Origin of the sequence: Pseudomonas sp. DR208, assembly GCF_019823005.1 — a bacterium.
GTDB lineage: Bacteria > Pseudomonadota > Gammaproteobacteria > Pseudomonadales > Pseudomonadaceae > Aquipseudomonas > Aquipseudomonas extremorientalis.
Genome location: NZ_CP081944.1, coordinates 5,436,551 through 5,448,800 on the forward strand (window position 1 = coordinate 5,436,551; position 12,250 = coordinate 5,448,800).

The 12,250-nt window shown below is 61.4% G+C and carries 12 protein-coding genes and 1 pseudogene; 5 read left to right on the forward strand and 8 right to left on the reverse strand.

Annotation, left to right across the window (positions count from 1 at the left end):
- Window positions 1–20 precede the first annotated feature (20 nt).
- On the forward strand, window positions 21–362 hold the full coding sequence (locus tag K5K89_RS24560; protein WP_071489176.1) for a zinc ribbon domain-containing protein YjdM: 342 nt from the start codon (window positions 21–23) through the stop codon (window positions 360–362).
- Between the two features lie 162 nt (window positions 363–524).
- Entirely contained in the window at window positions 525–782 is a 258-nt protein-coding gene (locus tag K5K89_RS24565; RefSeq protein ID WP_056858344.1) for a hypothetical protein, read from the forward strand.
- A gap of 60 nt (window positions 783–842) precedes the next feature.
- Here K5K89_RS24565 and K5K89_RS24570 read toward each other — a convergent pair whose 3' ends face one another.
- Complete coding sequence (locus tag K5K89_RS24570; protein WP_003176055.1) at window positions 843–1,460, reverse strand: FKBP-type peptidyl-prolyl cis-trans isomerase; 618 nt, start codon at window positions 1,458–1,460, stop codon at window positions 843–845.
- Window positions 1,461–1,860: 400 nt separating this feature from the next.
- Between K5K89_RS24570 and K5K89_RS29095 the strand changes: the two are divergent.
- A pseudogene (locus K5K89_RS29095) lies at window positions 1,861–2,742 on the forward strand (methyl-accepting chemotaxis protein); the annotation flags it as partial.
- A gap of 198 nt (window positions 2,743–2,940) precedes the next feature.
- Window positions 2,941–3,645: a methyl-accepting chemotaxis protein gene (locus K5K89_RS29100; RefSeq protein ID WP_409996333.1), complete on the forward strand. Its 705-nt coding sequence runs from the start codon at window positions 2,941–2,943 to the stop codon at window positions 3,643–3,645.
- A 326-nt stretch (window positions 3,646–3,971) separates the two neighbouring features.
- Here the strand turns inward: K5K89_RS29100 and K5K89_RS24580 are convergent, their stop codons facing one another.
- The 4 genes from K5K89_RS24580 to K5K89_RS24595 are packed head-to-tail and all read right to left on the reverse strand — an operon-like array spanning window position 3,972 to window position 8,057.
- Complete coding sequence (locus tag K5K89_RS24580; RefSeq protein WP_058425714.1) at window positions 3,972–4,340, reverse strand: glyoxalase superfamily protein; 369 nt, start codon at window positions 4,338–4,340, stop codon at window positions 3,972–3,974.
- Between the two features lie 29 nt (window positions 4,341–4,369).
- Window positions 4,370–5,833 carry an N-acyl-D-amino-acid deacylase family protein gene (locus K5K89_RS24585; protein ID WP_222540416.1) on the reverse strand — a complete coding sequence of 488 codons (1,464 nt, stop codon included), beginning with the start codon at window positions 5,831–5,833 and terminating at the stop codon, window positions 4,370–4,372.
- 1 nt (window position 5,834) lies between these two features.
- Entirely contained in the window at window positions 5,835–6,695 is an 861-nt protein-coding gene (locus K5K89_RS24590) for a MurR/RpiR family transcriptional regulator (RefSeq protein ID WP_071489172.1), read from the reverse strand.
- A gap of 12 nt (window positions 6,696–6,707) precedes the next feature.
- Window positions 6,708–8,057 carry a GntP family permease gene (locus K5K89_RS24595; RefSeq protein WP_261400786.1) on the reverse strand — a complete coding sequence of 450 codons (1,350 nt, stop codon included), beginning with the start codon at window positions 8,055–8,057 and terminating at the stop codon, window positions 6,708–6,710.
- A 247-nt stretch (window positions 8,058–8,304) separates the two neighbouring features.
- Here K5K89_RS24595 and K5K89_RS24600 point away from each other — a divergent pair, with 247 nt between their 5' ends.
- A complete protein-coding gene (locus tag K5K89_RS24600) occupies window positions 8,305–8,685 on the forward strand; it encodes a lysozyme inhibitor LprI family protein (protein WP_222540418.1) in 381 nt (126 codons plus the stop codon).
- A 4-nt stretch (window positions 8,686–8,689) separates the two neighbouring features.
- On the opposite strand, the gene K5K89_RS24605 is transcribed toward K5K89_RS24600, so the two are convergent.
- The 3 genes from K5K89_RS24605 to K5K89_RS24615 all read right to left on the reverse strand — a co-directional run bounded on the left by K5K89_RS24605 (window position 8,690) and on the right by K5K89_RS24615 (window position 12,223).
- Complete coding sequence (locus tag K5K89_RS24605; RefSeq protein WP_222540419.1) at window positions 8,690–10,135, reverse strand: SulP family inorganic anion transporter; 1,446 nt, start codon at window positions 10,133–10,135, stop codon at window positions 8,690–8,692.
- Between the two features lie 194 nt (window positions 10,136–10,329).
- On the reverse strand, window positions 10,330–11,223 hold the full coding sequence (locus tag K5K89_RS24610; RefSeq protein ID WP_222540420.1) for an NAD-dependent epimerase/dehydratase family protein: 894 nt from the start codon (window positions 11,221–11,223) through the stop codon (window positions 10,330–10,332).
- 103 nt (window positions 11,224–11,326) lie between these two features.
- Window positions 11,327–12,223, reverse strand: coding sequence for a LysR family transcriptional regulator (locus tag K5K89_RS24615; protein WP_092249402.1), 897 nt, complete (start codon window positions 12,221–12,223; stop codon window positions 11,327–11,329).
- Window positions 12,224–12,250: the final 27 nt, after the last annotated feature.

A 12,250-nucleotide genomic window follows, 5' to 3' on the forward strand; every position in this document is an offset into this window, starting at 1 on the left:
CTGACTTTCAAGGAGCTTTAGTGAGCACGTTGCCACCCTGCCCGAAATGCAATTCCGAATACACCTACGAAGATGGCGCCCAGCTGATCTGCCCGGAATGCGCCCATGAGTGGTCCGCCACTGGCGAGGCCGAAGCGACCGGCGATGAAACCGTGAAGAAAGATTCTGTAGGCAACGTCCTGCAGGACGGCGACACCATCACCGTGATCAAGGACCTCAAGGTCAAGGGCACCTCCCTGGTAGTCAAGGTCGGTACCAAGGTCAAGAACATCCGCCTGTGTGACGGCGACCACGATATCGACTGCAAGATCGACGGCATCGGCCCGATGAAGCTCAAGTCCGAGTTCGTGCGTAAAGTCTGAACACGCTGTATCCATCCCGCGCCCGCCGCGGGATGGCGTTTCGCCCTCTGCGTTGACCTCTCGCAATATCCACACAGAAAAACCCGGAAATCGCCAATAGGCACTTGCTATTCTACGAATAAGAATTATTCTCATTGAAGCCCCATCAAGGAGATGCGACCCATGACTTATTTGATAGATGCCTGGCTGGACCGTCCACACCCTTACCTGCGGATCCTGCATCGGGAAACCGGTGAAGTCTGTGCGGTACTGGAAGAAGAAGCGTTGAGTGAACTGCAGGATCAGGGCGACCTGGACGTCAATGGCCTGAGTTCCAGTGAACCTGGGGTGTTGAAGGAGGTGGTGCGCAATCTGTTTCTGTTCTGCTATGCCCGAGCGTTGCGCCCGGCCACGGAGCTCAATGGCAAGTTCCATCCATGAGCACAACCGCAAAACACTGTGGGGACGAGCAGGCTCGCTCCCACAGGTAATCAGCAGGCCTTACAGAACGTCGAGCAGCTCGACGTCGAACACCAGAACGCTGTGCGGCGGGATGCTGCCAACGCCTTGAGCGCCGTAAGCCAGTTCGCTCGGCACGTACAGACGCCATTTGCTGCCGGCATTCATCAGTTGCAGGGCTTCGGTCCAGCCGGCGATCACGCCGCCCACCGGGAATTCTGCAGGCTGGCCGCGCTCGTAGGAACTGTCGAACACAGTGCCGTCGATCAGGGTGCCGTGGTAGTGAGTACGCACTTGGTCTTCACGGGTCGGCTTGGCGCCATCACCGGCGGTCAGCACTTCGAATTGCAGACCGGAAGCCAGGGTGGTGATGCCATCACGCTTGGCGTTTTCAGCCAGGAACGCCAGGCCGGCACCCGCCGCAGCTTCAGCCTTGGCAGCGGCTTCGGCCTGCATGATTTCGCGGATCACCTTGAAGCTGGCAGCCATTTGCTCCTGGTCAACACGGCTTGGCTTGCCGGCGAAAGCGTCGGTCAGGCCGGCCAGGATTGCATCCAGGCTTACGCCCGGTGGCGGGTTGTCGCGCAGTTGGTCGCCCAACTGACGGCCGATACCGTAGCTGACGCGGGTTTCGTCGGTGGACAGATTAACTTCGGACATGAAGAGGCTCCGCTGTAGGGCGACACAGTTTCCTGCGCCATCCAAAACTAAAAGGGCCCGCAGACTAGCATAAAACCGGCATGCACGATGAACCCCGCGCCTCATGCCTGCGGGCTTCGTTGGTCGGTCAGGCGGGGGTTACCCACTGATGCATGAATAAAAAGTTTCAGATTCCAACTCGTCCGCCGATACAGCCCTACACATCTTGGCTGGCTCAAACAACAACACCGCCCAGCAGACAGACATCACTTTTGCGGAGCATTCGATGAACAGCTGGTTCGGTAACATCAGCGTCAACCTCAAACTCGGCCTGGGCTTCGGCCTGGTGCTGGTCCTCACCTCGATCCTGGCCCTCACCGGCTGGACCAGCCTGGGCGGCCTGATCGACCGCAGCAACTGGATGAGCGACATCACCCAGCTCAACGCGTCCCTGACCAAGCTGCGCATCGTGCGCCTGCAATACATGCTCGCCAACGGCGACGAGGCCGTGGCCCAGACCGTACAGACCAACCTGGATGCCTTTGCTGCCCAGCAACAGAAACTGCTCGACAGCTTCAAGAGCCCGGAAAACCTCAAACTGCTCAACGAGCAGAAAGCGATCATCACCGCTTACCAACAGTCGCTGACCAAAATGCGCGAGGCCTACCGTAACGGCAATGCCTCTCGCCAGGTGATGGGCGACAAAGCCGACATCGCCAACGCCCAGATCAATGCGCTGGAGAGCAGCGTCAAGCAAATGCCTGACAGTGCGGAGCACCTGGCCCAGTTCCAGGCCGTGGCCGACGCCAAGCTGCAATTCCAATTGGCGCGTTACGAAGTGCGCGGTTACACCGGCAACGTCAACCCGGACACCGAAGCCCGTGCCGCCGCACAGATTGAAAAAACCATCGCCGGCTTGAAAGACCTCAGCGCCGCTTTCGGTAGCAGCCAACAGAACGCATTGACCTCCCTGGAAACCGCTCTGGGCGCCTACCGCACTGCCGTGCAGAACTACAAGGCGGCCAATGCCAACATCGTCACCGCCCGGGCCGAAATGACCACCCAAGGCGCCGATATCGTGACCATCAGCGACAAGCTGTACGACATTCAGCTGAACCGCCGCGACGCCGAAAGCGCCCAGGCCCGCAGCCTGCAATTGATCAGCACCTTGCTGGCCCTGCTGGTCGGCGTAATTGCCGCGCTGGTTATCACCCGCCAGATCACTCGCCCGATCCAGGAAACCCTGGCCGTGGTGGAACGTATCGCTTCCGGCGACCTGAGCCACAATATCCAGGTTACCCGTCGCGATGAGCTGGGCGTGCTGCAACAAGGCATCCAGCGCATGGGCACCACCCTGCGCGAATTGATCAGCGGCATCCGCGACGGCGTGACCCAGATCGCCAGCGCCGCCGAAGAGCTGTCGGCCGTGACCGAGCAGACCAGCGCTGGCGTGAACAGCCAGAAAATCGAGACCGACCAGGTTGCCACGGCGATGCACGAAATGACCGCCACCGTGCAGGAAGTCGCGCGTAACGCCGAACAAGCCTCCCTCGCCGCTGCCGACGCCGATGGTCAAGCCCGTGCCGGCGACAGGGTGGTCGCCGAGGCCATCGCCCAGATCGAACGCCTGGCCGCCGAAGTCGCGCGCTCCACCGACGCCATGACCCATCTGCAACAAGAGAGCAACAAAATCGGCAGTGTGATGGACGTGATCAAGGCCGTGGCCGAACAGACCAACCTGCTGGCCCTCAACGCGGCGATCGAAGCGGCGCGGGCCGGTGAAGCCGGGCGTGGGTTTGCCGTGGTGGCCGATGAAGTGCGCGGCCTGGCCCAGCGCACGCAAAAATCCACCGAAGAAATCGAAGGCCTGGTCGCCGGTTTGCAGAACGGCACCCAGCAAGTGGCCAATGTGATGAACAACAGCCGCAGCCTCACCGACAGCAGTGTCGAGCTGACCCGCAAGGCCGGAGTGTCGCTGGAAAACATCACCCGTACGGTGTCGAATATCCAGTCGATGAACCAGCAGATCGCCGCCGCCGCCGAGCAGCAAAGCGCCGTGGCTGAAGAGATCAGCCGTAGCATCGTGAATGTGCGTGATGTGTCGGAGCAAACCGCTACGGCGAGTGACGAGACGGCCAAGTCCAGTGTGGAACTGGCGCGGCTGGGCAGCCAGTTGCAGCAGATGGTCAGCCACTTCCGGGTTTAAGAACCGCAGTCCCGGTGGCGAGGGAGCTTGCTCCCGTTGGGGCGCGAAGCGGCCCTGATCAAGTTGATGCAGATTTGAAGTTGAGAGCGCAGTGAATGCTTGGGGCTGCTACGCAGCCCAACGGGAGCAAGCTCCCTCGCCACAGGCAAACCTAGACATACTCGGCCCTCCGTGAGTTGGGCCTTACCTCCAGCACACTTACCGGAACACGTGAGCCTTCGGACGCGAGTCGGTTGAGTCTTTTGAGAGAGCAACCCCAGCCACTAACTGGTGTTGCAAAAAAACCGCCCTACCAAGGCGGTTTTTTATTGCCCGCGATTTACCCCTCAGCCCTCGCCTTCCTCAACAAACACCAGCCGATTCCCAAACGGATCCTTGATGCTCATCTCCCGCGATCCCCAAGGCGTTTCCTCAACCCCTGGCTTGGCATACCGGTAATCCTTGCCAACCAACTGCTGCTGATACGCGTCCACCCCTTGTGCCTGAATCCGCACCGCCGCTCCCGGCGACGCATCGCCATGGTGCTCAGTCAAATGCAACACGCATTCACCCAGCGATACCTGCAGGTACAACGGAAAATTCGCCTCGAAACGATGCTGCCAATCCACCTTGAACCCCAAAAAGTCCACGTAGAACTCCAACGCCTTGGCCTCGTCGAAAATCCGCAGGATGGGGGTGACTTTTCCTAAGTGCATGGCAATCGCTCCGTTCATAAGAGCGCCCACTATAGAGACGAAAACCCCCGACGCAAATCCCCACTGCGCGCCAGGAACCGACCCGACCGCTGACCGTTCGCCTGCCCGTCGCTGTAGCTCAATACACCGTTGACCCACACCCCATCAATGCCTTCCGCCGCCCGCTGCGGTTGCTTGAAGTCCGCCACATCGCGCACGCGCAACGGGTCGAACAACACCAGGTCGGCCCAGTGCCCTTCGCGGATTTCACCGCGCTCGGCCAAACCAAATCGCGCCGCCGACAAGCCGGTCATCTTGTGCACGGCAGTGTGCAACGGGAACAACCCGACATCCCGGCTGAAATGCCCCAGCACCCGTGGAAATGCGCCCCACAAACGCGGATGCGGGAACGGATCTTCCGGCAGCCCATCCGAACCGACCATCGACAGCGGATGCGCCAGGATGCGTCGCACATCCGCTTCATCCATTCCGTAATACACCGCCCCCGCCGGTTGCAGGCGACGCGCTGCGTCCATCAGCGAAACATCCCACTCAGCGGCGATATCCTGCAGGTCGCGCCCGCCCATCTCCGGGTACGGCGTCGACCAGGTGATGGTGATGCGAAACGCGTCAGTGACCTGCTTGAGATCCAGGGTCGAAGAACTCGCGGCATAGGGATAACAATCACAGCCTACCGGGTGCGTTTTCGCCGCCCGCTCCAGCGATGCCAACAGTTGCGGACTGCGCCCCCAATTGCCGGCGCCGGCACATTTGAGATGGGAAATAATCACCGGCGCCCGAGCGTGCCGGCCAATCAGAAACGCCTCATCCATCGCCTCCAGCACCGGTTCGAATTCGCTGCGCAAATGGGTGGTGTACACCGCACCGAAGGCCGTCAGTGCTTCACTGAGTTGCAGCACCTCATCGGTCTCGGCACTGAACGCGCTGGCGTAGGCCAGGCCTGTGGATAACCCCAAGGCGCCAACTTCGAGGCTCTCTTGCAGTTGCATGCGCATGGCAGCGATTTCATCCGCTGAAGCGCTGCGATGCAGGTCTTGCATATGATTGCTGCGCAGTGCCGTGTGACCGATCAATGCGGCAACGTTGACCGCCGGGTGAGCCTGTTCGACCGCCGCTCGATAGTCACTGAAACGCGGGTACACAAACGCCGAAGCGCTGCCCAGCAGGTTCATCGGATCGGGCGGATCACCGCGCAACGTCACCGGCGACGCGCTGATGCCACAGTTACCGACGATCACCGTCGTTACACCCTGGCTAAGCTTGGGCAGCATCTGCGGATGGCGGATCACCACCGTGTCATCGTGGGTGTGCACGTCGATAAAACCCGGCGCCAGCACACGGCCCGCAGCTTCGATTTCTTGTTCGGCCACAGCCGTCGACAAATCGCCAATCGCCTCGATACGCCCGTCACGCACCCCCACATCAGCCACATAGCCTGGGGTGTTGCTGCCATCAATGATCAATGCCTGGCGTATCAGCGTGTCGTACTTCATATCAGTCTCCAAGCGGCAGGCTGTCAGGGCCGCCGCGATAATCGTCCAGGGCCAGCTTGATCCGACGCAGGCGTTCCTGGTTGTCGTCCGGCGAGACCAGGGCCAGCTCGGTGGCGAGCAGGTCGATGGTCAGCAGCATGCCGTAGCGGGCGGCGGTGGGCTTATAGATAAAACTGGTTTCGGCCGGCTGCAGCGGCAGCAGCACATCGGCCAATTGGGCCAAGGGCGAGTCGGCCAGGGTGATGGCGACGATGCGCGCGTCGTAATTGCGCGCCAGCTCCACCACGTCCAGCAGTTCGGGGGTGAGGCCAGTCAAGGAACACACAATCAACGCATGCTCAGGCCCCAGTGTCGCCGCCGTGACCCGCATCATCACCGGGTCATGGCAGGCCGCAATCGGATAGCCCAGGCGCACCAGGCGCACCTGCAACTCATCGCTGCACAGGCTCGACGGCCCGCCCATGCCAAACGCATGGATCATCCGCGCCTTGCCCAGCAGGCTCACCGCATCGACAAAACTCGCCTGGTTGAAACCCGACAAATGCTGACGCAACGTCGCCTCGATATCCCCCAGGATCTGCCGATGAAACGCCGACTGTTCCGGCAACCCCGCCGGGTCGAGGAAGCGACTGCCGACGCCGCTGGCCTGGGCCAACTGGAGGCGCAAGTCACGTAAATCCCGGCACCCCACACTGCGCGCAAACCGCGACAAGGTGGCCGTGCTGACCTCGGCCCGTTGCGACAATGCTTCCAGGCTGGCCGATGCGGCAAACCCCACGTCATCGAGCATCAGCTTGGCGATACGCCCTTCGCCGGCGCTGAAGGCGTCCTGGCGGGCGCGGATCTGGTAGAGGATGTCCATGGGCTCTCCGGGTTACAAGATGCAGGACAGACCATAGGTCAGACCGAAGGCGACCAGGGAAATCAAAGTCTCCAACACGGTCCAGGTCTTGAAGGTCTGGATCACCGTCATATTGAAGTATTCCTTGATCAGCCAGAAGCCGCCGTCGTTAACATGGGAAAAGATCACCGAACCCGCACCGGTGGCCAGCACCAGTAGTTCAGGGTGTGGATAACCCAGGCCCAGGGCGACCGGCGCTACAACACCGGATGCGGTGGTCATGGCGACGGTGGCCGAGCCCGTGGCAATTCGCATCAGCGCGGCGAACAGCCAACCCATCACCAACGGCGACAGGTGAAAGGCATGGGCCAGGCCGAGAATTTCGTGGGTCACACCTGCGTCCACCAGGATGCGGTTCAACCCGCCGCCCGCGCCCACCAGCAAGGTGATGCTGGCGGTCGGCGCCAGGCATTCATTGGTGAACTTGAGGATCGACTCGCGGTTGAAGCCCTGTGCGATACCCAAGGTCCAGAAGCTCAACAATGTCGCCACCAGCAGCGCGATCACCGAGTTGCCGATAAACAGCAGGAACTGATTGAAACCGGTGCCTGGCGTGGAAATCACGTTGGCCCAGCCACCGATCATCATCAACACCACCGGCAACAGGATAGTGCCCATGGTCAGGGTAAAGCTGGGCAAGCGGGTACGCGGTTCACGCTCGATGAACTGGCGCTCCAGCGGATTTTCTGCCGGCAGGTGAATACGCGGCACGATGAATTTGGCGTAGACGGGCCCTGCGATGATTGCCGTCGGGATACCGATCAGGATGGCGTAGAGCACGGTCTGCCCCACCGACGCGTTATACGCCAGCACCGCCATCATCGCCGCCGGGTGCGGCGGCACCAGGGCATGCACCACCGACAGGCCGGCGACCATCGGCAAACCCACCATCAGGATGGACACGCCCACCCGCCGCGCCACGGTAAAGGCAATCGGCACCAGCAACACAAAACCCACCTCGAAAAACAGCGGCAGCCCGACCAGGAACGCGATGCACACCATCGCCCAATGCGCGTTACGCTCGCCAAAACGGTTGATCAGTGTGCGCGCCACCTGCTCGGCACCGCCGGACTCGGCCATCATCTTGCCGAGCATGGTGCCCAACGCCACCACCAGGGCGATATGCCCCAGGGTCTTGCCGACACCCGCCTCGTAGGAACCCATGATGGTGTCCGCCGGCATCCCGGCCATCAGCGCCAGGCCGATGGACACCAGGGTGATGACGATAAACGGGTTGAGTCGGTAACGTGCAATCAGCACGATCAAAGCAATGATGGCGATGGCAGCGTATGCCAACAGCCCGAAGCCCGGTGATGCGGCCATGCGGTACTCCTCGGAAAGGGTCACGTCGAATTGGTTGTGAAACTCATAAATCATTAGCGAGGACTATTTTCAATTTTTATGAAAGTAACTTTCGCCCACAGATAAGCGCTGTCGCGTTGGGATATGCCCGACAGGGATGAATGAAAATTCGAGGGGTGTTCTTACATGAAGATCAGAGGATGCCGGAAACTCGAACGCTGCCGTTGAGTCATAGAATGCGCAACCCTTCATGACCAGGAAACCGACCATGATTCGCACATCCCTCGCCGCCGGCGCCCTGCTCCTCGCCCTCAGCGGCACCGCTTCTGCCGCCGACAGCCCAGCGCTGAAGAAGTGCATGGACAGCGCCAACACGACCGCCGACATGGTCACGTGCAATACCAAGGAAGCCAAGGTGCAGGACACCCGCCTGAACCGCGCCTACAAGACCGCGCTCGCCGCCCAGGAAGGCCCGCGCAAGCAGCAACTGCAAGACGTGCAACGCCTGTGGATAAAGTACCGTGACGCCAATTGCGCCTTCGCCGGTTCCGCTACCGGCGGCACTATCGACCAGGTCAACGGTTCCGGCTGCATACTCGACATGACCCAGACCCGTGCCCAGGAGCTGGAAGACCTGGTCGGGCCTTGATCACTTACTCATGATGGACCCGCGCACGCTTGAGCAGCTTCTTGCAACGCTCCGACAGATGCAGCACCCGCAGGTGCTTGCCAGCCTTGCTGTAACGCTCGCGCAGGGTCATGAGCGCGGCAATCGCTGAGTAATCGACAAAGCTCAGGTGACGGCAATCCAGTGTCACCTGGGCCGGGTCGTTGGCCGGGTCGAATTGATTCAAAAACGGCGTGGTCGAGGCGAAAAACAAGGTGCCGTGCAGGCGGTAGAGCTTGCTGCCATCGGCCTCCAGATGCTCATCGGCATACAGCTCCCGCGCTTGCTGCCAGGCGAAATTCAACGCCGCAATCACGATCCCGCACAGCACGGCGGTAGCCAGATCGGTGAACACCGTGATCACCGTCACTGCAAGAATCACCAGCACGTCATTGAACGGCACCTTGTTGATCACCCGCAGCGAGGCCCAGGCAAAGGTCTGCTGGGACACCACGAACATCACGCCCACCAGCGCCGCCAGCGGAATGCGCTCGATGAACGGCGACAGGAACAGGATGAACAACAGGATCATCACCCCGGCAAACACCCCGGACAAACGCCCGCGCCCACCGGAGCTGAGGTTGATCACGGTCTGCCCGATCATCGCGCAGCCGCCCATGCCGCCGAACAGGCCGGAGACCATGTTGGCCGCGCCGAGGGCCACGCTTTCACGGTCGGGGTAGCCACGGGTCTCGGTGATTTCGTCGGTGAGGTTCAGCGTCAGCAGGGTTTCCAGCAGGCCGACCATCGCCATCAGGAACGCGTACGGCGCGATGATGCCGAGGGTGTCCAGTGTCCACGGAATCTGCGGCAGCGCGAAAGTCGGCAGGCCGCCGGCGATATGCGCCATGTCGCCGAGGGTGCGGGTAGGCAGGCCGAGCAGGTATACCGCCAGCCCCACGCCGAGGATCGCCACCAACGCAGGCGGCACGGCGCGGGTGATGCGCGGCAGCAGGTAGACGATGGCCATCGTCACCAGCACCAGGCCGATCATCACGTACAGCGGCGTGCCGCTGAGCCAGGTTTCACCGTTTTTGAAATGCTCCAACTGCGCCAGGGCAATGATGATCGCCAGGCCGTTGACGAAGCCGAGCATCACCGGGTGCGGCACCATGCGCACCAGCTTGCCCAGGCGCAGCACGCCGAACGCGACCATGATCAGCCCGCCCAGTACCACCGTGGCCAGCAGATACTCCACACCGTGTTGCACCACCAGGGCGACGATCACCACCGCCATCGAGCCGGCCGCACCGGACACCATGCCGGGCCGGCCGCCGAACAACGCGGTGAGGGTGCAGATGATGAAAGCGCCGTAGAGCCCCATCAACGGGTTGAGGTGGGCCACCAGGGCAAAGGCGATGCATTCGGGCAGCAACGCAAAAGACGTGGTGAGGCCGGCCAGGGCATCGGCGCGCAGACGGGTGAGGTTCATGGAGTACCAGGTAATGCGGGGGATAAGGCGGGGAATGGTACGGAATTGAGGGAGATGGGGCTAGTCTCGGAGACCGAGTCGTGCCAATCGGGGGCAAGCCCCCTCCCACACTAGACTGCACTCCACAGTTGGAACTCGGTCAACTGTGGGAGGGGGCTTGCCCCCGATAGCAACACCTGGAGATCACGTGAACATCACACCATTTCGTTGCGAATCCACTCCACCACCGACGTACGCTTCGGCGCCCAGCCCAGCAGTTCACGCGCATGCTTGCCGCGCACCCGGCTATTGGAGCCCAGGCCATAGTTGGCCATTTCATAGCCCCACTCGGCTTCAGCCTCGGCCAATGGCCAATCCTGCGGTTTGCCCAGGTCCAGTGCTTCGGCAATGGCAGTGGTCATGTCGATAAACGCGGCCTCGCCACTTTCCACGAAGTAGAAGGTACCGGGCACATTCTTGGTCAGCGCCAACAGGTACAGCGCCACCACGTCTTCAATGTGCACGTTGGACCAGATGTTCTGCCCGCTACCCACATGGCGTACTACACCACTCTTGCGTGCCTGCTTGAGCAGACGCGGTAGTTGCACGCTGTCGCGCTTCACGCCCAGGCTCTGGCCGTAGATCAAGGTGTTGCAGATCACCGCCGAGTTCACGCCGTCTTTGGCAGCCGCCAGAACCAGGTTGTCGATGGCCACACGAGCCGCCTTGTCGACCGTCGGTTCCGGCAGGTTGTCTTCGAAGTAGATGACATCGCTGGCCTTGCCGCCCGACGCATCCCCGACAATGCTCGAACCACTGGTGTGCAGGAACGGCTTGTTCGAGCCCTTCAACGCCGCGAGCAGGGTTTCCACGGCGGCACGGTGGTCGCTGCTGGCGGCGTTGATCACCGCGTCGGCCTTTTGCGCTTGCTCGGTCAATACAGCCGCGTCATCCAGGGTGCCGATCACTGGGTTGATGCCCAGCGCGGTCATCTCGGCCGCCTGCTCGGCGCTGCGCACCAGGCCGGTAACGGTGTGGCCGGCCTTGACCAGGCCGGTGGCAATGGAACCGCCGATAAAACCTGCTGCGCCGGTAATGAATACATTCATGGAGGACTCTCCTGACTGGGTAAGTGATGAACCCAGTATCAAGCACTCATCCCTGACGAATAAGCCCCTACCGCCCAATTCACTCTTGCGCGCAGCTCACGAATCAGCAGGCATACCGCGCCAGCTTGGCCTGGATAAAGTCCAGGAAACATTGGATACGCAATGCCAGCTGCGAGTTGCGGTAGAACACTGCGTGGATCGGCTGTCGATAACCGCTGTTGAACGCCTCCAGCACCGGCACCAGGCGCCCGGCCTCGATATCGTCGATGGTCATGAAGTTCGACAGGCAACAGATGCCCTGCCCTTCCAGCGCCAACTGGCGCACGGTTTCGCCGCTGGACGCCGCCACGCCGGGCTGGATCAGCCAGCGATCGCCCTCCACATGGCGCAGCGGCCAGTGGTTGAGGGTTTCGGTCTGGGTGAACCCCAACAGCGTGTGATCGGCCAGCTCGGCCACCGTGGTGGGCACGCCGTATTGCTTGAGGTAGTCGGGGCTGGCGAGGATATGCAGCGGCGTACAGCCAAGAGACCGCGCATGCAGGGTGGAGTCGGCCAGGACGCCGATACGGATGGCGATGTCGGTGCTCTGCTCCAGCAGGTCGATGATCAAGTCATCGCTGTTCAGCTCCAGCTGGATGTCCGGGTAGAGGCCGCGAAATTCAGCGATGTAGGGCACGATCCCATGCAGCATGAACGGCACGGCAGCGTTGATGCGCAGGCGCCCCGCCGGTTTCTGCTGGCGTGATGACAGGCGCTCCTCCAACTCTTCCATCTGCGCCAGGATCACCTTGGCCTGCTCGAAGAAGTACTTGCCCTCTTCGGTCAGGTCCATGCGTCGCGTGGTGCGGTTGATCAGCGTGGTGTCGAGCTTGGCTTCCAGGCGCGACAAGGTACGGCTGACAGCCGAGGGTGTCTGCCCGACTTGCTCGGCGGCGGCGGAAATCGAACCGCATTCAATCACGCTGACGAAGATCTGCAGCTCATCGGACCGGGCTTTCACAGGCGCTCCTCGTTATCGGTTCAGCGC